Source organism: Streptomyces sp. NPDC048383 (genome assembly GCF_040651775.1).
Taxonomy (GTDB): Bacteria; Actinomycetota; Actinomycetes; order Streptomycetales; family Streptomycetaceae; genus Streptomyces.
In genome coordinates, this window is the sequence record NZ_JBEZKS010000001.1 from 467,931 (window position 1) to 486,678 (window position 18,748).

Annotated in this window: 19 protein-coding genes; 6 read left to right on the plus strand and 13 right to left on the minus strand. The window is 72.2% G+C overall.

Annotated features, from left to right (window positions below; all coding sequences use genetic code 11):
* The first annotated feature begins 122 nt into the window (after positions 1 to 122).
* Positions 123 to 611 carry a hypothetical protein gene (locus AB0D46_RS02270; protein WP_362875339.1) on the plus strand — a complete coding sequence of 163 codons (489 nt, stop codon included), beginning with the start codon at positions 123 to 125 and terminating at the stop codon, positions 609 to 611.
* Between the two features lie 169 nt (positions 612 to 780).
* On the opposite strand, the gene AB0D46_RS02275 is transcribed toward AB0D46_RS02270, so the two are convergent.
* Complete coding sequence (locus AB0D46_RS02275; RefSeq protein ID WP_362875340.1) at positions 781 to 2,064, minus strand: adenylosuccinate synthase; 1,284 nt, start codon at positions 2,062 to 2,064, stop codon at positions 781 to 783.
* Between the two features lie 184 nt (positions 2,065 to 2,248).
* On the opposite strand from AB0D46_RS02275, the gene AB0D46_RS02280 reads away from it, so the two are divergent.
* Positions 2,249 to 3,067: a diacylglycerol kinase gene (locus AB0D46_RS02280; protein ID WP_362875341.1), complete on the plus strand. Its 819-nt coding sequence runs from the start codon at positions 2,249 to 2,251 to the stop codon at positions 3,065 to 3,067.
* Between the two features lie 96 nt (positions 3,068 to 3,163).
* Here AB0D46_RS02280 and AB0D46_RS02285 read toward each other — a convergent pair whose 3' ends face one another.
* Together AB0D46_RS02285 and AB0D46_RS02290 are read right to left on the minus strand one after the other, a co-directional pair.
* Complete coding sequence (locus AB0D46_RS02285) at positions 3,164 to 3,316, minus strand: hypothetical protein (protein ID WP_362875342.1); 153 nt, start codon at positions 3,314 to 3,316, stop codon at positions 3,164 to 3,166.
* A gap of 231 nt (positions 3,317 to 3,547) precedes the next feature.
* Complete coding sequence (locus AB0D46_RS02290) at positions 3,548 to 3,922, minus strand: VOC family protein (RefSeq protein ID WP_362875343.1); 375 nt, start codon at positions 3,920 to 3,922, stop codon at positions 3,548 to 3,550.
* A 396-nt stretch (positions 3,923 to 4,318) separates the two neighbouring features.
* On the opposite strand from AB0D46_RS02290, the gene AB0D46_RS02295 reads away from it, so the two are divergent.
* Positions 4,319 to 4,702: a hypothetical protein gene (locus AB0D46_RS02295; RefSeq protein WP_362875344.1), complete on the plus strand. Its 384-nt coding sequence runs from the start codon at positions 4,319 to 4,321 to the stop codon at positions 4,700 to 4,702.
* Positions 4,703 to 4,961: 259 nt separating this feature from the next.
* On the opposite strand, the gene AB0D46_RS02300 is transcribed toward AB0D46_RS02295, so the two are convergent.
* From AB0D46_RS02300 to AB0D46_RS02320, 5 genes are all read right to left on the minus strand, one after another.
* The gene (locus AB0D46_RS02300; RefSeq protein ID WP_362875345.1) at positions 4,962 to 6,179 is read right to left on the minus strand and encodes a cytochrome P450; all 1,218 of its coding nucleotides are present in this window, start codon (positions 6,177 to 6,179) and stop codon (positions 4,962 to 4,964) included.
* Between the two features lie 286 nt (positions 6,180 to 6,465).
* Entirely contained in the window at positions 6,466 to 7,125 is a 660-nt protein-coding gene (locus AB0D46_RS02305) for a response regulator transcription factor (protein ID WP_362875346.1), read from the minus strand.
* On the minus strand, positions 7,122 to 8,447 hold the full coding sequence (locus AB0D46_RS02310) for a histidine kinase (protein ID WP_362875347.1): 1,326 nt from the start codon (positions 8,445 to 8,447) through the stop codon (positions 7,122 to 7,124). Before AB0D46_RS02310 ends, AB0D46_RS02305 begins: the two co-directional genes overlap by 4 nt.
* Before the next feature lie 87 nt (positions 8,448 to 8,534).
* Positions 8,535 to 9,206: a response regulator transcription factor gene (locus AB0D46_RS02315; protein ID WP_362875348.1), complete on the minus strand. Its 672-nt coding sequence runs from the start codon at positions 9,204 to 9,206 to the stop codon at positions 8,535 to 8,537.
* Positions 9,203 to 10,519 carry a sensor histidine kinase gene (locus tag AB0D46_RS02320; protein ID WP_362875349.1) on the minus strand — a complete coding sequence of 439 codons (1,317 nt, stop codon included), beginning with the start codon at positions 10,517 to 10,519 and terminating at the stop codon, positions 9,203 to 9,205. The genes AB0D46_RS02315 and AB0D46_RS02320 overlap by 4 nt, the downstream gene beginning before the upstream one ends.
* A gap of 919 nt (positions 10,520 to 11,438) precedes the next feature.
* Here AB0D46_RS02320 and AB0D46_RS02325 point away from each other — a divergent pair.
* On the plus strand, positions 11,439 to 11,966 hold the full coding sequence (locus tag AB0D46_RS02325) for a diadenosine tetraphosphate hydrolase (protein WP_362875350.1): 528 nt from the start codon (positions 11,439 to 11,441) through the stop codon (positions 11,964 to 11,966).
* Between the two features lie 188 nt (positions 11,967 to 12,154).
* On the opposite strand, the gene AB0D46_RS02330 is transcribed toward AB0D46_RS02325, so the two are convergent.
* From AB0D46_RS02330 to AB0D46_RS02350, 5 genes are all read right to left on the minus strand, one after another.
* Complete coding sequence (locus AB0D46_RS02330) at positions 12,155 to 12,364, minus strand: hypothetical protein (protein ID WP_362875351.1); 210 nt, start codon at positions 12,362 to 12,364, stop codon at positions 12,155 to 12,157.
* A 334-nt stretch (positions 12,365 to 12,698) separates the two neighbouring features.
* A complete protein-coding gene (locus AB0D46_RS02335; RefSeq protein ID WP_362875352.1) occupies positions 12,699 to 13,124 on the minus strand; it encodes a nuclear transport factor 2 family protein in 426 nt (141 codons plus the stop codon).
* 81 nt (positions 13,125 to 13,205) lie between these two features.
* Positions 13,206 to 14,999 (minus strand): serine/threonine-protein kinase, encoded by a 1,794-nt coding sequence (locus AB0D46_RS02340; protein ID WP_362875353.1) that lies wholly within the window; start codon positions 14,997 to 14,999, stop codon positions 13,206 to 13,208.
* Between the two features lie 222 nt (positions 15,000 to 15,221).
* Positions 15,222 to 15,749 (minus strand): MarR family transcriptional regulator, encoded by a 528-nt coding sequence (locus tag AB0D46_RS02345; protein WP_362875354.1) that lies wholly within the window; start codon positions 15,747 to 15,749, stop codon positions 15,222 to 15,224.
* A complete protein-coding gene (locus AB0D46_RS02350; RefSeq protein ID WP_362875355.1) occupies positions 15,742 to 16,371 on the minus strand; it encodes a type 1 glutamine amidotransferase family protein in 630 nt (209 codons plus the stop codon). The genes AB0D46_RS02345 and AB0D46_RS02350 overlap by 8 nt, the downstream gene beginning before the upstream one ends.
* A gap of 188 nt (positions 16,372 to 16,559) precedes the next feature.
* Between AB0D46_RS02350 and AB0D46_RS02355 the strand changes: the two genes are divergently transcribed.
* The gene (locus AB0D46_RS02355) at positions 16,560 to 17,912 is read left to right on the plus strand and encodes an aspartate aminotransferase family protein (RefSeq protein ID WP_362875356.1); all 1,353 of its coding nucleotides are present in this window, start codon (positions 16,560 to 16,562) and stop codon (positions 17,910 to 17,912) included.
* Positions 17,913 to 18,075: 163 nt separating this feature from the next.
* Positions 18,076 to 18,741, plus strand: coding sequence for a GntR family transcriptional regulator (locus AB0D46_RS02360; RefSeq protein WP_362875357.1), 666 nt, complete (start codon positions 18,076 to 18,078; stop codon positions 18,739 to 18,741).
* Positions 18,742 to 18,748: the final 7 nt, after the last annotated feature.

Here is an 18,748-nt window from a genome sequence, read left to right on the forward strand (position 1 = left end):
GGACCCGTCCGGCCCTGCGGCCGACGTGCGGTGCCGCGGACCCCGCAGGGGGTCGCGCGTCGCTCCGTGCGCGCTCCGGCGTCCAGCCCTCCTGCCCCCTCTCCCGCACGGGAGGAAACACCATGAAGCGTCGTACGCGCCTGACCCTGCTCGCCCCCGTGATCGTGGGTTCCCTTGCCCTCGGATCCACCGCTCTCGCCCAGGCCCCGTCGGCTCCCGCGGCCGTTCCCGCCGCCACGTGTTCGCTGTCGGGCGTCCTGCCGGACGGCACGGTGAACGTCTCCGGCGGCGGGTTCCTGCCGGGACCCGCGTTCCTGGAAGCGTCCACGGGGGTCGGCGCCGGCTTCAGCATGAGCCCGGACGGCACCTTCACGATCGCCAAGCAGAAGAAGGACGCCACGTACTCGGTCCGGCAGGGCTCGACCGTCACCCGGTGCAGCGGCGACGGTACGACGAGTGCGGCCACCGGCACCACCGCGAAGGCCGGCATCGTCGCCGGTTGGGACGCCGTCAGGGCCAACTGCGCGGCGACCGCGCCGGCCTCGGCGAACGAGCAGTTCAGTCAGGGCTGGACCAAGGGCGCCGCCGTGGCGAAGGAGGCGTTCTGCTGAGTCCGTCGTTCCCCGGTCCCGGGGAACGACGGAGCGGGGCGGTCGGCGTACCTGCCGACTGCCCCGCTCGGTCGTGCGGCGGTAGCCCTACGGGGCTACCTGGGCGGTAGCTCCACGGGGCTACCGCCCAGGTACCGCGGACGTTGCCGTCCGGGGTACCGCGGACGTCCTAGAGGAACGAGTTGATCTCGATCGTCTCGGTGCGGCCGGGGCCGACGCCGATCGCGGAGATCGGGGCGCCCGACATCTCCTCCAGGGCCTTGACGTACGCCTGGGCGTTCTTCGGGAGGTCCGCGAAGGTCTTGGCCTTGGTGATGTCCTCGGACCAGCCGGGGAGGGTTTCGTAGATCGGCTTCGCGTGGTGGAAGTCCGACTGCGAGTACGGGAGCTCCTCGACGCGCTTGCCGTCGATCTCGTACGCGACGCAGACGGGGATCTCCTCCCAGCCGGTCAGCACGTCCAGCTTGGTGAGGAAGAAGTCCGTCAGGCCGTTCACGCGGGTCGCGTAGCGGGCGATCGGGGCGTCGAACCAACCGCAGCGACGGTCACGGCCGGTGGTGACACCGCGCTCGCCACCGATGCGGCGCAGGGCCTCGCCGTCCTCGTCGAACAGCTCCGTCGGGAACGGGCCGGCGCCGACGCGGGTGGTGTAGGCCTTGAGGATGCCGATGACGCGGCTGATCTTCGTCGGGCCCACGCCGGTGCCGGTGCAGGCGCCGCCGGCGGTCGGGTTCGAGGAGGTGACGAAGGGGTACGTGCCGTGGTCGACGTCGAGCAGGGTGCCCTGGCCGCCCTCGAACAGCACGACCTTGTCCTCGTCGAGCGCGTTGTTGAGGATCAGGGTGGTGTCGGCGACGTAGCCCTTGATCTGCTCCGCGTACTGGAGCATCTCCTCGACGATCGCCTCCGCCTCGATCGCGCGGCGGTTGTACAGCTTCGCGAGGAGCTGGTTCTTGCCCTCCAGCGCCGCTTCGACCTTCTGGATGAGGATCGACTCGTCGTACAGGTCCTGCACGCGGATGCCGACGCGGTTGATCTTGTCCGCGTAGGTCGGGCCGATGCCGCGGCCGGTCGTACCGATCTTGCGCTTGCCGAGGAAGCGCTCGCCGACCTTGTCGAGGGTGACGTTGTACGGCGTGATCAGGTGCGCGTTGCCGCTGATGAGCAGCTTGGAGGTGTCGATGCCGCGCTCGTTCAGGCCGCGAAGCTCGGAGAGCAGGACGGCCGGGTCGACGACGACACCGTTGCCGATGACCGGGGTGCATCCGGGTGAGAGGATGCCGGAGGGGAGAAGGTGCAGTGCGTACTTCTGGTCACCCACGACGACCGTGTGGCCGGCGTTGTTACCACCCTGGTAGCGCACTACATAGTCAACGGATCCACCGAGCAGGTCGGTGGCCTTTCCCTTGCCCTCGTCACCCCACTGAGCTCCGAGCAGCACAAGAGCGGGCACAGGCGTACACCTCTTCCGGATGGGGCATGTCCAAGGTCAGGGGGCGTACGACGATGTACACCGCAGGCTGAGCCGTCGGACCGGTGCCCCGGAATAGACGAAGGCCCTGGCGCAATAGCGCAAGGGCCTCTTGCACAAAGATGCTACCCGAGGAAGGACCGAGGTGTCGGCTCCAGAGCCCACCATGAGCCATGCGGGCGCGCCGGTAGGCGGCCTGCTCGTGCTCGTCGACCCGGTCGCCCGCCGTCTTGACGGCGAGTCGGTGCGAATCGCGAAGGATGTGTTGTCAGCGGGAGCGACGGCGAAAATCTGCCTCCCGGATTCGCAGGAGGAATTTGCGCGCGCCCTCGCCCGCCGGGGTCATCGGCGGCCGGTGATCGTGGGTGACGACCGCGCGCTGGTCCGCGCGGTGGGGCTGCTGCACCGGGAACGGGAGCGCGGAATGGGCGAGGGCGTCCTCTCGCTGGTCCCGGTCGGCCCGCCGGGATCACTGACGCTGGCCGGGGCGCTCGGGGTGCCGCTGTCGGCGGTGCCGGCGGCGCGGGCCGCCCTCGACGGGGTGGCGCGGTCGCGGGACCTCCTCGTCGACGACAGCGACGGGGTGGTGCTGGGCGGATTGCGGATCCCGCCGCCCCCGCGCACGCTCACGGTCGCGCGGTGGGGCGGTACGTACCGCTCCCTGCTGCGCACGCTGCTGCCGAGCCCGGCCGCACCCGAGGCGCGGCCGGTGCACCGGCTGCGGATCGAGGTCGACGGGGTGGTCCTGGCGGATCTGGACCAGCCGGTGGAGGACGTCGCCGTACGGACGGCCGAGCCGGGCGGGCCCGCGGAGGTGGTGGTCCAGCTGTCGGGCGGCCTGCCGCTGACGGGCCGGGCCGAGACGGTGACGGTGTCCGGGGCGGACTTCCGCTACCGGGCCAACCAGGTCCTGACGGGCCCGGTCCGGCGGCGTACGTGGACCCTGCGCCGATCGGCGTGGTCCCTGACCCTGCCCCGGGGGTAGGGCGCCGGCGGGGCGGGGCGGGGCGGGGCGGGGCGGGGGCGGGGTTGCGGGCGGGTCAGCTGCCTCCGGCTCGGAGCGCCGGGTGGTGCGGGCGGGTCAGCGGCCGGACAGGTCCGTCGCGGCGGCCTCGATCAGGTCCGTCACCGCGCCCGGCTGGAAGGCCAGGGAGGCGCGCGAGGCGTTCAGCTCGATGGTCTTGCGGGGGTGCATCCGCTCCGCCATGCGGCGCTCGTTGTCCGGGTGGATCATGCGGTCCTCGGTGGAGTCCTGGTACCAGGACGATGGAGGGCTTGTCGGACGTGGCGGGCATGGGGCGGGGCCCTTCCCGCGGGGGGAGGGGGTGAGGAGGGTGAGAGGGAAGGAGCGTGGGTGGTCCGTGCGTGTCCGAATGCGCTGCCCACGCCAGGCAGGGCGCCGGCCGCGCCGCCACCGCAGCGCGGCCCCGGTGTGCCCTCGTCCCGCCGCTTCCCCCGCCCGGCGTCACATCGGTTCGAGTACCGACAGGACGTTGCCCGCCGGGTCCTTGAACCAGGCGATGGGCGGGCCCTCGCTGCCGCGCACGATGCCCTTGGCGTCCGTGTCGAAGCCCGGGTAGCGCTCGAAGGAGACCCCGGCCGCGGTGAGCTCGTCGACCGCGCGCTCGACGTCGGGCACGGGGAAGTTGAGGATGGTGAACCCGGCGGGCTCGTGGTCGTCCTTGGGGTACACGAGCACGTCGGTGTCGCCGGCGAGGTGCAGCACGAGCATGCCGTTCTCCTCGCTGACGCGCAGGCCGAGGGTGCCGCCGTAGAACTCCTTGGCCCGGGGGATGTCGTTGACCGCGAACCCGCTGAACGCCTTGGTTTCCTCGAACATGATCAGTCCTTTGACGTGCCGAAGCCCCCTGACCCATCGTCCCCCGGGAGGGGGAGGGCGTCGACCGGTGTGGGGGTCGGGACCGCACCGCGATCGTGGAGCGCAGGACAGGCCATGGTGCGCCCGGTATGCCCAGTGGTTCCGGTTCCCCGCGAAGACACCCGGGGCCGTCTCCCTCTGGAACGCCCTGGCGGTCACCCCTCGGGTCGGCGGGTTGTTCCACTCGACCTGCTGGTGTTCGCCGCTGGGCGCCCGCCCGGCCGGGCTCTCCTGGCCGCCTCAGTCGCCCCATGGGTAGGCCCCCTTCATCATCTCGCCGGAACGCCTGACGGGCCGTCCCCCGCGCGGCACGTTGAACCGCGTCGCCGCACGAACGAACGACATCGGAGGGGACGCATGCCGAAGTACGCCGAGTCCGCGGCCGAAGCCGACCAGAACCTCAGGGACTACTGCGACGAGATCGGGTTCGACCCCGAGTGGGTGCCCGCGGGCAAGTGGGACCTGTCGGTCGGGATCGCACAGAACCCCGAACACGGCTTCGAGCAGGCCCGCAAGACCATCGACAGCGACAAGGAGGACATCTTCAAGTCGGGCGCGAAGGACGCGCGCAAGGCCAAGTTGTCCGGTGACCCGAGCGGGCTGCCGGCCGCGGTGAAGGTGCACTACAGCCTCAAGGACACGCTGGTCCCGACCATCCTCAAGCAGTGCGCCGACGCGTACGTGGGCGGCGAGCGCGTCAACCTGGGCCTCGGCGGCTCCGCGATGGACGCGAACGCGTAGGGCGAACTGCGCGACGAGTGGCGGCAGGCCGCCGGGGTCGCCGGGGGCGGCCTCTTCACGGAGTTCGTCAGCCACGCCCCGCAGGACAGGGCCGCGCTGGGCAAGGGGGCGGTCGGGGGGGACCCTCGCCCGGCGCAAGGTGCGGGGGAACCTGCTGGTGAAGATCAACGGGGTGCGGTTCAACATGGACGTGGACATCGCCGACTGACGGGTCGGTGGAGGCGTCGAGCGGCGCCGGGGGCGCCGGGCGCCGGTCGACTCAGAACTCCACGAGCAGTTCGCGCAGGCCGCGGATGACGTAGCCGTCCTGCCACTGGGGCTCCCGTACGAGCCTCAGCGGCGGGAGTCCCGGCTCCAGCAGCGCCCCGAACGAGGCCGCCAGCTCCAGCCGGGCCAGTGGCGCTCCGAGGCAGTAGTGGATGCCCGCTCCGAAGGTCAGATGCGGGTTGTCGGCCCGCGCGAGGTCCAGTTCGTCCGGGTTTGTGAACCGCGCGGGGTCCCGGTTCGCGGACCCGAAGAGCAGGGCGACCTCCGCCCCGCGGGGGATCACAGTGCCTCCGACCTGGATGTCTTCGAGAACCCAGCGCTCGAACAGCTGGAGGGGTGTGTCGTAGCGCATTAGTTCATCCACAGCTGTGGATAACTTTTTCGGATCCGCCGTTCCGGAATCCGCACGGAGCTCCGCGAGCTGAGCCGGATTGCGGAAGAGGGCCCACCAACCGTTCACCGTCGTGTTGACGGTCGCCTCGTGTCCGGCGTTCAGCAGGAGCACGCAGGTGGAGATCATCTCCTGCTCACTGAGCCGCCCCTCGTCATCGTGGGCGGCGATCAACCCGGAGATCAAATCCGCTCCGGGACGCCTACGGCGTTCCGCGATCAACTCCCGCAGGTACGCGCTGAACTCCAGGCTCGCCGTCACCGCCCGGCGCGCGGTGTCCTCGCTCGGCCGCAGCTCGTACATGCCGCAGATGTCCGCCGACCAGGGGCGCAACAGGCCCCGGTCGGACTCCGGAACGCCGAGCAACTCCCCGATGACCGCGACCGGCAGCGGTTCGGCGACGGCCGTCAGCAGGTCGCCGCCCCCGGCCTTGCGCAGCCCGTCGACCAGTTCGCGGGCCAGCCGTTCCACCTCCGGCGCAAGCCGTTCGACGGTGCGCGGGGTGAACGCCTTCGCCACCAGCCGACGCACCCGCCCGTGCGCGGGATCCTCCAGGTCCAACATGCCGTGGTCGTTGAGCGTGTGGAACGGTTCGTGCTCCGGCGGCGGGGCCACGCGCCCGAACTCCTCGTGCGAGAAGCGGTGCAGGTAGGTGCGGCCCAGTCGTCGGTCCCGCAGCAGCCCGTTCACATCGGCGTAGTGCGGCACCAGCCACTGCCCGGTCGCCTCGGACCACAGGGCCCGCCCCTGCTCCCGCAACTCCCGGTAGGCGGGGTACGGATCGGCTACGAACGCGGCGTCCCACGGATCAAAACCCATCCACGCAGCGTAGGCCGTTTCCCTGACGCGGCAAGGTGTCACCGCTCCACCTGTCGGAACGGGTTGCCGCTCCACACACGGAGTGCGCCGCCGCGTGCTGGGGACCGTCCGGGCGGGTCGCCGGGCGCGACACCCCGTGCGAGCTGCGGCGCCGAAGGCGCCCGACCGTCGCCGGCGTCGGCGCCGTCGCGACGTGGGGGCGAAGGAGTTCGATGTCGAACCCTGGCGGGCCGGACGACTCCGCCAGGCGATCTGATGGATCGTCATATTCAGGCGTTGTCGAGTGCTACGCCGGCGTCACCAGTCGGGTCTCGTAGGCGAACACCGCTGCCTGCGTTCGGTCACGGAGGCCCAGTTTCACCAGGATCCGGCTCACGTGCGTCTTGATCGTGGACTCCGCGACCATGAGCCGGTCCGCTATCTCGGCGTTGGACAGGCCCTGCGCGATGAGGACGAGGACCTCCGTCTCCCGTTCCGTCAGTTCCGTCACCCCGGCCGGATCGGCGAGCCGGGGAGCCTCCGCCAGCTTGGAGAACTCCACGATCAGACGCTTCGTCACCGAAGGGGCCAGCAGGGCCTCCCCGGCGGCGACCACCCGCACCCCGTCCGCCAACTGCCGGGCGGAGGCGTCCTTCAGCAGGAAACCCGACGCACCCGCCCGCAGCGCCTGGTACACGTACTCGTCGAGGTCGAAGGTGGTCAGGACCAAGACCTTCGCGTCCGTGTCGGAGGCCACGATCTGCCGCGTCGCCTCCAGGCCGTTCATCTCCGGCATCCGGATGTCCATCAGCACCACGTCCGGCCGCAGGGCCGCCACCTGGGCGATGGCCTGCCGGCCGTCCACGGCCTCGCCCACGACCTCGATGCCGTCCATCGCGTTCAGCAGGACCGAGAAGCCCTCGCGCACCATCATCTGGTCGTCGACGATGAGCACCCTGATCGTCATGTCGACTCCTCCACGGACTCGGGGCGGCTGCGCACGGGTATGAACACCGCGACCTCGTACCCGCCGTCCGCGCTCTCCCCGGCGGTCATCTCCCCCTCCAGCATGGCCACCCGCTCCCGCATCCCGGTGATGCCGTGCCCCGCGCCGGGCGAAGGACGGACATCACCGACCGGCGGGCCGTTGACGACCCGTACCCCCAGACCACCCAGCACGTAGGACACCTCCACCTCGGCCACCGCACCCGGCGCGTGTCGCAGGCTGTTGCTCAGGGCTTCCTGAATGATCCGGTACGCCGACAGCTCCACCCCCTGCGGCAGCTCCCGCACGGCACCGGTTACGGTCTTCTCCACCCTCAGACCGGCCTCCCGCACGTTGGCCAGCAGCCCCTCCAACGCAGCCAGTGTCGGCTGCGGGGCGTCCGGTGCCTCGTAGTCCGCGGACCGGACCACACCCAGCACCCGGCGCAGCTCCGTCAGCGCGGCCACCGCGTTCTCCCGGATGGTGACGAACGCCGCCTCCAGCTCCGGCGGCGGGTTCTTCACCCGGTACGGGGCCGCCTCGGCCTGGATCGCCACCACCGACATGTGGTGGGCGACCACGTCGTGCAGCTCCCGCGCGATCGTCGTCCGCTCCTCCAGCAGCGTCCGCCGGTCCCGCTCGACGGCCGTCACCTTCTGCTGCGCGGAGACCTCCTGCCGTGCCTCCCTGCGCGTGTTGCGCACCGTGACGACCAACAACGCCACCGCCGACGCGAAGGCCATCGGGGCGGCCTCCCCCGCGTTGGAGGAACCGACCAGGATCGGCAGGAGCTCGCCGAACACGACCGTGATGACCCATATCCAACCGGCCACCCTGGGCCGGGTCCGCGCCGCCACGACCGTGACCGTCGCGAGGTAGGCCACGAAGGTGCTCGGCGACCACGGCCAGGTGAAACTCTGGGCGTGGAGGACGGACAGCGCCGCCGTCGCCGCCAACGCAGCCCAGAAGGCCCCCACCGGCCGGACCAGGGTCATCAGCAGCGGGGTCGCCGCGATCAGTCCCATCACCAGGTACTGGAGGGGCGCCCCACCGATGTTGCCCGCGCTTGCCAGCAGGACCACGAAGAACGCCGTCGCGCATATCGCCGCGTGCGGCAGGTACGCCACCCTCGCAGCCATCCTCGGGGACAGCCGCCGGGTCAACGGTCCGTCCGTGGGCATCGGCGGAAGCGGGCGGTAGGCGAACGCGTGGGTGATCAGGTCATCACGCAGGCTCTGCATGATGCCCGTGGCCATCCGCAGCTCTGGCGGTCGGGGGGTGGCCCCGGTGGTCGTCTCGGTCATACCTGAACCGTAGGTGGGGGCCGCGGTAGCCCGCGTCGGTAGGGAAGGGGATTTCTGTGGGTCCCTCTCAGGTACTACGCGGGCCCCTCAGTAGCCCGACGGACGGACCAGACCCGTCTCGTACGCGAACACCGCCGCCTGGGTCCGATCCCGCAGCCCCAGCTTCACCAGGACCCGGCTGACGTGCGTCTTCACGGTCTGCTCCGCCACCGCCAGGTGCTCGGCGATCTCCGCGTTGGACAGCCCCTGGGCGATCAACGACAGCACCTCGGTCTCCCGCTCCGTCAGCGCCTCGATGCGCGCCTTCGACGGGGCCCGCGGCGCCCCCAACCGGGAGAACTCGGTGATCAGCCGCCGGGTGATGTTCGGCGACAGCAGGGCCTCCCCGGCGGCCACCACGCGCACCGCCTCGGCGAGCTGCTCCGCCGAGGCGTCCTTCAGGAGGAACCCGGAGGCGCCCGCGCGCAGCGCCTCATAGACGTACTCGTCGAGGTCGAAGGTGGTCAGCACGAGCACCCTCACCGCCGAACCGGGCGCGCGGGTGATGACCGACGTGGCCTCGATGCCACCCATGCCCGGCATGCGGATGTCCATCAGCACCACGTCCGGACCCAGCTCGGCGACCTTGGCCACCGCATCCGCCCCGTCCACGGCCTGACCGACCACCTCGATGTCCGGCTGCGCGTTCAGGAGGACGGTGAAGCCCTGCCGCACCATCATCTGGTCGTCGGCGATCACCACCCTGATCGGAGTGCTCATCTGTCCTTCTTCGTCTCGGAGGAGGACCCGAACGACGGATCCAGGGGCAGGACGGCACTCACCTCGTAACCGCCGCCGGGTCGTGGGCCCGCCGCCAGTTCGCCGCCCAGCATGCCCGCCCGCTCCCGCATCCCGAGCAGCCCGTGCCCCGCTCCGGGTGAGGGCGGAGCGGGCCGGGTCGGAGCGGAGTTGGCGACACACAGGTGCAGATCGCGCGGCCCGTACGCGACACCGACCTCCACCCGCGAACCGGGAGCGTGACGCAGACAGTTGCTCAAGGCCTCCTGCACGATCCGGTACGCGGTCAGCTCGACGCCCGCCGGCAACGACCGGCGGACCCCCGCCGTCTCGGTGGTGACGTCCATGCCGGCGCCCCGCACGTTGGCGACGAGCCCGCTCAGTTCGGCGAGGGTCGGCTGCGGGTGATGGGGGTCGGCGGGATCCTCGGGCTGCTCGGACCGCAGTACGCCCAACACCCGGCGCAGTTCGGTGAGGGCCTCCAGGGCGTTCTGCCGGATGCCCGCCAGGTTCTCCTTCAGTTCCTCGGACGGGCTTTCCACCAGGTGCGGGGCGACCTGAGCCTGGATGGAGATCACCGACATGTGGTGGGCGACGACATCGTGCAACTCGCGCGCGATCCGACTGCGTTCCTCCAGCAGGGTCCGCCGGGCCCGCTCCTCGTCGGCCACGTTCTCCTGCACGACCAGCTGCCGGCGGGCCAGTCGCAGGGCGCGCAGTACCCACCCGAGGAGCCCGGCGATCCCGAAGAGGAGCCCGGAGGCGACGAACGTGCTCGCGCCCTGCCCCGGCCGGAAGAGCAGCTCGGCCAGACCGGTGGAACCAGCCGAGACGGCCACCACGCACACGGTGGCTCGGGGCGACACCCGCAGTGCCACCAACAGGACGATCAGGGCGGAGGCCGGGTACCCGCTGGGCGGCCAAGGCCAGGGTTCGCCCTCCCGTACGGGGTCCCGGGCCACGCCGGTGACCACCCCCGCCGTGATCAGGGCGAGCCACCAGGCGGGTATCGGGCGGATCAGGGCGAGGGCGACGGATGCGCCGGTCAGGCCCGCTGCCACCGCCGGGAAGCCACCGGTGAGCCGGTGGTACTCGGTGAGTTCATGGTTGACGACCAGCCCGAAGAAGGCCGCCAGGAGCAGGACCACGATGTGTGGCAGCCGGGCCTGCCATGACGGTCGGGCCACGGGCGGCAGCGGGGCGGGGCGCAGGGTGAAGAGCTCACCGACCGGGTTGCCGCGGTTGCCGGGGTCGGCCGGCAAGGACCCGCCCAAGGGCGCCGGTTGCTTGTTCACGCGGGACAGCCTAGGCATGGGTGATCTCCTCAACGGAAGTCGGGCGACCCCGGCCACGCTGCGGCCCCGGATCAAGGACCGACCTTGCGACGGGGTCGGGAGCAGGGGGAATTGCAGAGGCGGGTGTAGGGGCGTGGGTGCGGGGGCCGGGCGGTCGGAAGTGCTGCGCGCCGTCATGCCGTGACCGACGCGGCGGGCGGGCGTTCTGCGCGTGGGCTGCGTGGGCTGCGTGGGCTGCGTGGGCTGCGTGGGCTGCGTGGGCTGCGTGGGCTGCGTGGGCTGCGTGGGCTGCGTGGGCTGCGTGGGCTGCGCGGTCCGGGGCGGCCCGGGGGAGAAGGGGCGTCGTGAGGGAGGGCGGCGGGTGGGGCGGGGGTCTTCGTGGGAGCGGAACGCCGCCCACCAGACGGCCAGGGCCGTCGCGAACACCGGTAGCCAGAACTGCTCGCTCCCCTACTCCGGAGGGAATCCCGTCCGGGGCGGCGGCCATGGCCCGGAGCCGCGCGGCCCGGGCCACGTGGCCCGCGCCGTGTGCGGTGCGGGCCGCCTCCGCGGGGTTGCCGAGGTTCGCCGCGTACCGTTCCCGCGCGGTCGCCGACTCGGCGATGATCGCGGGCGCCGGAGCGGGTGTCCGCGGCGACGCCGCCGCGGAGACGAGGAACACGACGGCTGCGGCAACGAGGCCGGCCAGCAGAGTACGGCGGATGCGGCTGCTCGTGGTCATGGCGTGTTCTCTTCCTTCTCCTGCGGTTCCGACCGGGCAAGCGCCCGACCTGGTACCGAAGTTAGGAATCAGGAGGCCTCGTCGTCGTCACGCTGCGGAGCCGCCTTTGCGTGTAGCTCTCAGGTATGACTGGCCCGACCCCAGAGCCATGTGACGGCCGTACGGAGTCCTTACCGCACCTTTCGTTAGGGTCCGGGGATGAACGACACCGACAACCGGCCCGACAGTCAGGCCGCCCGGCAGACCGACAGCCAGACCGACTGGCGAACGGACCGCATCGGCAGCGCGCACCGGGGGGAGAACCCCACCGTCCTGCGCCGCCTCGACTCCGGGTTCGCGGCCATCGGCGACCGTCAGTTCCTGCCCGGGTACTCCGTGCTGCTGACCGACGACCCCGCCGTGACCCGACTCTCCGATCTGCCGCCGACGCGCCGGATCGCGTACCTCACCGACCTGGAACGGCTCGCGGAAGCCGTCGAGCGTGCCTGCGCGCGCCTCGACCCGGCCTTCCGACGCGTGAACATCGAGATCCTCGGCAACACCGACCCGTACCTGCACGCCCACATCTGGCCCCGTTACGACTGGGAGGCCGACGACATCGTCCGGCTGCCGGTCTGGCTGTACGAGGACGAGGAGTTCTGGCGCGGAGACCGGTATGCGCTGGCCCCCCGCCACGACGCCGTGCGGGCAGCCGTTTCCGAGGAACTCGACCGGCTGCTGGGCTAAACCGCCAGGCGCAGTCGACCCCCCTACCCGCGAGCTACGTGGCCGACGTCGCGACCCGCACGCCGAAGCCGATCAGGACGATCCCCGTCACCCGGCCCATCGTCCGGCGGACGCGCGGACGCGCGGACGCGCGAAGAATCGCCGGGCGCGGGACAGGACGTAGACGTAGGTGCTCAACCAGGCCACCGTCAGCACCACGTGGACCAGCACCAGGAGCGCCATCCCGACCACCGCAGGCAGGCTCCCCGGGCGACGGGTGGTAGCAGGCCGGTGTAGAGGACGGCGATCTTCGGGTTGAGGGCGTCGTTGGCGATCAGGCCGGTGCGCCACGCGCCGGCCGATCCGTCGCCGCCCCGGTCGCCCGGCCGCCCGGACGCCCAGGCCGCCGGTACCGCCACCGGCGGCCTCCCCCACGCCCTGACCCGGCGCCTCCCCGCACGCACCGGCCGGCCGGCGCGGAGACTGGATGCCGAGGAAGCACAGGTACGCCGCCCCCGCGAGTCCGACCATCAGGTACACCTCGGCGGACACGGCGAGCAGCGCGGCCGGTCAGGCCACGGTGAGGGCGCCCCGAAGCGGCAGCCCGACGCCGATCCCGCCGACGGTGCGCAGCCCGGCGGCCCGCCCGCGCGAGACGGCCCGCCCGGTCGCGATCGCCATGTCCGGGCCGGGTACGACGGTCGACAGGGCCAGTACCCCGGTCGCGGCGGCGAGTTGGGTGAGCAGGCGGGCTCAGTCTGCGACCAGAGGTTCGACGTACCCCGCTCGCCAGCGGGGGGCGGGGTCCTGGCCGGGGCTAGTCCAGTACTCGCGGGCCCCGACGATCTCCCCCTCCCGTACGGTCCACAGGGATACCGCCCGGTAGAGGACGTGGTCCTCGGGTATCTCCACCTCGGTGACCACGAGGTCCCCGTCCGCGAGGATGCGCAGGACCTCGACCTGTCCGGTGGTCCGCTCGTCCCCACCTCCCTCGCCCGCCGCGTCGCCCGCGTCCCCCTCGTCACGGAGGACGGCGATGAAGTTGGCCCGGCCCACGATGCGTTCGCCGCTGACCGGCCACTCGATGACGGCGTCCTCGGCGATGAGCCCGGTCACGCCGTCCCAGTCGCGTGCCTCGATCCGCTCCCACAGTTGTGCCACTACCTTCAACGGCTCCATGTGCCGCAGTGTGCGACGGGGCCCTCTCGCGCAACAAGCTTTGCTTGCAGGCTTATTGACTTCGACACAATCGGCTGCGGCCTACTCCCGGTGATACGTGAGAGGGGGAATCGATGCCTCCTCCAGCTCGCGCCGAAGGGTCCCGTCGGGCAGCAGGCGCAGTCGGCTCGGACTGCCGGAAGTGCAGGTGGGAGGGCTATCCGGGGCGACGGTGGAGGCGTCGAGCTCGACCGGGTCCGGGCCCTTTCGCAGGGGCGCCCGCCAGGAGCAGACGTAGCCGGGGTTCTCGACGCGGAGGGCCATGACGGTGTCGCCCACCGTGCCGGGGGTCAGGGTCAGGTGCCACGTCGAGGAGCCGTGGTCGGCACGCCAGGTTCCGACGTAGCTCTTGGGTAGGGTGCCGGGACCCTCGCCCGGGTCTGCGCCACGACTTCCTGCGGGAGGAGCGGAATCCCGGCCCGGGCCGACGGCGGACGCGGTGGGGGCCGGGGCGGGGGAGGGCGGTTCCGGTTCCGCGCTCATGACGGCGTACACCGAGCCGCCGGCCGCCACGGCGGCGACGGCGGCGATCGCCAACAGGAACACCGTCGACGCGCCATGCGGGCGGGACGGGGGTTCGGCCCCGGCCGCGGCGGTCGGCGGTTCGTAGTCCCGGCCGGCGGGCTGCGCCACCGGCGCCACCACCGCCACCGCCACCGGCACAGGCGCCGCAACCGCCACCGGCACCGCCAGAGGCACCGGCGCGGGTGCGACCGGCAGCGGGGGCATCAGCGGGGTAGGCGGCGCGGGCATGGGCGCGGCCTGCGGTATCCGAGCACGCCCCTCAGGGGTCCGAGCGGTCCCCGGCGCCCCCGACGTCCGAGGTACGTGTGCACTCGGTGCACGCGGAACCCACGGCGCCCCCGCTCCCTCCCCCTCCTGCGGCGCCCGGTCCGGCCCACCCTGCTCGCGGTCGAGGAGTTGGGCGGCGTGCCGCCCGAGCTGCGCCACCAGCGGCGCCGGAAGCCACGGCTCCGGAGCCCGCCCGTCGCCGGCTGCGGCGTCCCCCGCCCCGACACGCGCCCACACCTCCGCCGGATCCGGCCGCGCGGTGGGGTCCTTGTGCAGGCAGGCCGCCACGACCGGGCGCAACTCCGCCGGTACGCCGTCCAGGTCCGGTTCCGCTTCGATGACGCGCAGCAGCAACCCGGAGCCGCCGCCGGGCTGCCGCGCGTCGCCGAAGGGCAGCCGGCCGGTGGCCGCGTACGCCAGGACGGCGCCGAGGCAGAACACGTCGCACGCGGGGGTGACCGGCCCGCCGAGCACCTGCTCCGGGGCCGTGAACCCGGGGGAGCCGAGGAGTTCGCCGGTCCGGGTGAGGCCTTCGTCGGGGTCGTCCGGGGGCCGTTGCGGGGGCCGGGCGATCCCGAAGTCGATGACGCGGGGTCCGTCGACGGTCAGCAGGACGTTGGACGGCTTCAGGTCCCGGTGGACGAGCCCCGCGCGGTGGATGTCCTGGAGGGCGGCGGCGAGGCCGGAGGCCAGGGTCCGCACGGTGCGCGGGGGCAGGGGCCCGAAGTCGTGGCTCACGGCCTGACGCAGGCTGGGGCCGGCGATGTAGCCGGTCGCGAACCAGGGGACGTCGGCCTCCGTGTCGGCGTCGAGCACGGGCGCCGTCCACGCCCCGCCGACGCGCCGGGCGGCGGCGACCTCGTGCCGGAACCTGCTGCGGAACGGCTCGTGCCGGGCCAGGGCGGGGTGTACGAGCTTCACGGCGACGGTACGCCCCCGATCCGCCCGGGCGAGGTACACCTGGCCCATGCCGCCGGCGCCGAGACGGCACAGGAGCCGGTAGGGGCCGATGTGATGCGGATCGGCGGGGCGCAACTGTTCCATCGCCGGGGTCCTTCCCCCTGACACTGGCCGGACGGGCCGAGCGTAATGCGGTGGGCTCCGCAAGGGGAGGGACGGTTCCGGCCGCTCGGCCGGTTGCGCCGTCGGGGCCGAGCGGCCCGTACGTGTCCGGCCGCCGAAGCGGCCCGTACGGCCCCGGCCCCACGCGCGCATCCAACGCCCGGGCCCGCCCGCGCCCGCGCCCCCCTCACCCCCCGCAGCTCCTTACGCGTCGGGCGTCGCGGTGATGGCGGCGAGGGCCGTGGAGAGGCGTTCCAGGGCGCGGGCCGTTTCCGCGAAGGCGGCTTCGCCCAGTTCCTCGGCGAGGCGGTCGGCGAGGGCGGCGTGACCGGGGTGGATGCGGGCGATCGCGGCGCGGCCCTCCTCGGTCGGGCGCAGCAGCTTCGCGCGCCGGTGGGCGGGGTTCGGCACGTACTCGGCGAGCCCCTTCGCCGCGAGCAGGTCCGCGATGCGCTGCACGCTCTGCCGGGTGATGCCCATGGACCGGGCGACACCCGCGACGGGCAGCGGCTCCCGGAGCACGGCGCCCAGCACCTGCCACCACGCGGCCGTGAGCCCGGCCGGGCGGGCCAGTTCCTCCGAGACGGCGAGGAACTGGCCGTTGAGCTGGAAGACCCCGAGCGCGGTACGGCTCAGCAGGTCCTGCCGCCCCCGGAGCGACAGGCCGTCGGCCCGGTCAAGGCCCCCGGCCTCGGCCGCCGGACCCTCCCCCCGCGGGAGCGGATCAGGCATCGCCGGCCTCCTCGGCCGCCATCAGGACCGGGTACGCGCTCTCGTCGGAGTGGTGGAACAGCCGGTACCAGGCGTCCAGGACGTCCGGCTTGTACACGTCGAGGCGGGCGAAGACCTCGCGGGCGAAGGCCACCGGCTCCGTCGGGCCGGCCGTGATCAGGTCGCCGTCGGTGACGGCGTCAGCGTCGACGTAACGCTCGGCGCCGCCGTAGCCCGGCTGCCCCGCGAGGTAGAAGGAGATGGCGCTGGTGTGGCGCCTGCCGTCCAGCAGGCCTTCGCGGGCGAGCCCCGCGGTGGCGCCGCAGATCGCGGCGACGGGTACTCCGGCGGCCAGGAACTCGCGGGCCTTCGCCGCGAACGGGGCCAGGTCGTCGCCGGTGTCCCACAGGGATGCGCCGGTGAGGATCAGCAGCGACGAGTCCTCGGGGCGCAGTTCCGCGAGCGCCAGATCGGGCTGGACGCGGAGGCCGCCCATCGTGGTGACCGGAAGTCCGGCGGCGGGTCCGACCGTACGGATCTCGTGGCCGCGCTGGGCGAGGTGCGCGGTGGTGTGGCCGGTCTCCCAGTCCGCGTAGGTGTCGTAGACGGCGAGGTGGACGGGCTTGCGCGGGGTCTCGCTCATGGTGTGGCCTCCAACGGCATCGACGAGGAAGATGACAAGAGACTGTCATCTCGTCAGCATGCTGTCAATGTCCCACGCAGGCGAACCGCCGGCGCCCGACCGCGGCGGACAGACTGCCGAGGATGGCCCCCCACCCCCATACAGTCCGCCGATATCCCTCCCCACCTGCGCACTTCTAGCGTGACCGCATGACCCCTCATGTCACCGGCGCGACCGTGAAGGCCGCCGACCGCGCTCACGTCTTCCACTCGTGGTCCGCCCAGGCCCTGATCGACCCGCTCGCCGTCGCCGGTGCCGAGGGGTCGTACTTCTGGGACTACGACGGGAACCGCTTCCTCGACTTCGCCTCCCAACTGGTCAACACCAACATCGGCCACCAGCACCCCAAGGTCGTCGCGGCGGTGCAGGAACAGGCCGGCCGGCTCTGCACCCTCGCGCCCGGATTCGCCGTGGACGTCCGCTCCGAGGCCGCACGCCTCATCGCCGAGCGCACCCCCGGGGACCTCGACAAGATCTTCTTCACCAATGGCGGCGCCGAGGCCGTGGAGAACGCCGTACGGATGGCCCGGCTGCACACCGGTCGCCAGAAGGTGCTCTCCACTTACCGCTCGTACCACGGAGCCACCTCCGCCGCGATCAACCTGACCGGCGACCCGCGCCGCTGGCCCTCGGACACCGCCTCGGCCGGTGTCGTGCACTTCTGGGGCCCGTTCCTCTACCGCTCGCCGTTTCACGCGAGCACCGAGGCCGAGGAGTGCGAGCGCGCCCTCACCCACCTCGCCGACACCCTCGCCTTCGAGGGCCCGCAGACCGTCGCCGCGATCATCCTGGAGTCGGTGCCCGGCACCGCCGGGATCATGACCCCGCCCGCGGGCTACCTCGCCGGCGTGCGCGAACTCTGCGACCGCCACGGCATCGTCTTCATCCTGGACGAGGTGATGTCGGGCTTCGGCCGCACCGGCAAGTGGTTCGCCGCCGAGCACTGGGACGTCACCCCGGACCTGATCACCTTCGCCAAGGGGGTCAACAGCGGATACGTCCCGCTCGGTGGCGTCGCCATCTCCGGAGCCATCGCCGAGACGTTCGCCACACGCCCGTACCCGGGCGGACTGACGTACTCCGGTCACCCCCTGGCCTGCGCGGCGGCCGTCGCGACGATCAACACGATGGAGGAGGAGGGCATCGTCGAGCACGCCGCGCACCTCGGGGAGAACGTGATCCGCCCGGCGCTCGCCGAGATCGCCGAGCGACACCCGTCGGTCGGCGAGGTCCGGGGTCTCGGCACCTTCTGGGCCCTGGAACTCGTACGGGACAAGGCGACGCGCGAGCCGCTCGTGCCGTACAACGCGGCGGGCTCGGCCAACGCGCCGATGGCCGAATTCGCGGCTGCCTGCAAGGCGTCCGGGCTGTGGCCGTTCGTCAACATGAACCGGACGCACGTCGTCCCGCCCTGCACGATCACGGAGACCGAGGCCAAGGAGGGTCTGGCGCTGCTCGACGACGCGCTGACGGTCGCCGACCGCCACACGACCGGAGCCTGACCATCCGGATAGCGTCCGGATAACGGGCGTTATGTCCGCATACCGGCCGGACGGCCGCCGCGTGCCGGCCGTTTCCCGTCGCGTACTGGTGCGTAAACCGTTCGGTTTCAGCCGCGCTGCCTGGCCTAAGGTGTCCGAAGATCTATGGAGGAGACGGACCCCTATGCCAGGCAGCGGAGGTGTCACCCGCAACACCCTTCGGCAGCAGATCGCGGACGCGCTGCGTGACGAGGTGCTCGCGGGACGGCTGCCGCCGGGCACCGAGTTCACGGTCAAGCAGATCGCCGAGCAGTACGAGGTATCCGCGACGCCGGTGCGCGAGGCCCTCGTGGACCTCGCCGCGCAGGGCCTGCTGGAGTCCGCCACGCACCGGGGGTTCCGGGTCCGCGTCTACTCCGTCGCCGACTTCGTCGGCATGATCGAAGCGCGGACGCTGATCGTGGACGGCATGTTCCGACGGCTCGTCGAACGCGGCACCGCCCCCGGTGCGTGCGAGATGCTGGTGTCGGTGCGCCGCCGGGCGGAGGAGGCGCGCAAGGCCGCGCACGGCGGCTCGCTCGAAGTGCTGATCGGCTATGACCTGCGGTTCTGGCGGGAGCTGAGCGGCCTGGTCGGCAACACCTACATCACCGAGTTCCTGCACCGCATACGGGTGCAGTGCTGGGTCTTCTCCGTGCCGTACCTCCAGGGTGCGCCGGAACTGCGGACGGCGCTCTGGGACGGGCACAACGAGCTGGTCGAGGCCGTGACGCTGGCGGACGCCGACGAGGTGCGGCGCATCGTGCGCGCGTACAACCAGCACGGGCTGGACTGGGCCGCCGGACTCTGAGCCCCGC

Coding starts and splice junctions, on each gene's coding strand:
- AB0D46_RS02350 (WP_362875355.1), bottom strand. CDS start 16,371: ATGAGCGAGACCCCGCGCAAGCCCGTCCACCTCGCCGTCTACGACACC.
- AB0D46_RS02285 (WP_362875342.1), bottom strand. CDS start 3,316: ATGATCCACCCGGACAACGAGCGCCGCATGGCGGAGCGGATGCACCCC.
- AB0D46_RS02345 (WP_362875354.1), bottom strand. CDS start 15,749: ATGCCTGATCCGCTCCCGCGGGGGGAGGGTCCGGCGGCCGAGGCCGGG.
- AB0D46_RS02310 (WP_362875347.1), bottom strand. CDS start 8,447: ATGACCGAGACGACCACCGGGGCCACCCCCCGACCGCCAGAGCTGCGG.
- AB0D46_RS02360 (WP_362875357.1), top strand. CDS start 18,076: ATGCCAGGCAGCGGAGGTGTCACCCGCAACACCCTTCGGCAGCAGATC.
- AB0D46_RS02315 (WP_362875348.1), bottom strand. CDS start 9,206: ATGAGCACTCCGATCAGGGTGGTGATCGCCGACGACCAGATGATGGTG.
- AB0D46_RS02355 (WP_362875356.1), top strand. CDS start 16,560: ATGACCCCTCATGTCACCGGCGCGACCGTGAAGGCCGCCGACCGCGCT.
- AB0D46_RS02305 (WP_362875346.1), bottom strand. CDS start 7,125: ATGACGATCAGGGTGCTCATCGTCGACGACCAGATGATGGTGCGCGAG.
- AB0D46_RS02280 (WP_362875341.1), top strand. CDS start 2,249: ATGAGCCATGCGGGCGCGCCGGTAGGCGGCCTGCTCGTGCTCGTCGAC.
- AB0D46_RS02335 (WP_362875352.1), bottom strand. CDS start 13,124: ATGGAGCCGTTGAAGGTAGTGGCACAACTGTGGGAGCGGATCGAGGCA.
- AB0D46_RS02325 (WP_362875350.1), top strand. CDS start 11,439: ATGAACGACACCGACAACCGGCCCGACAGTCAGGCCGCCCGGCAGACC.
- AB0D46_RS02300 (WP_362875345.1), bottom strand. CDS start 6,179: ATGGGTTTTGATCCGTGGGACGCCGCGTTCGTAGCCGATCCGTACCCC.
- AB0D46_RS02270 (WP_362875339.1), top strand. CDS start 123: ATGAAGCGTCGTACGCGCCTGACCCTGCTCGCCCCCGTGATCGTGGGT.
- AB0D46_RS02340 (WP_362875353.1), bottom strand. CDS start 14,999: ATGGAACAGTTGCGCCCCGCCGATCCGCATCACATCGGCCCCTACCGG.
- AB0D46_RS02290 (WP_362875343.1), bottom strand. CDS start 3,922: ATGTTCGAGGAAACCAAGGCGTTCAGCGGGTTCGCGGTCAACGACATC.
- AB0D46_RS02295 (WP_362875344.1), top strand. CDS start 4,319: ATGCCGAAGTACGCCGAGTCCGCGGCCGAAGCCGACCAGAACCTCAGG.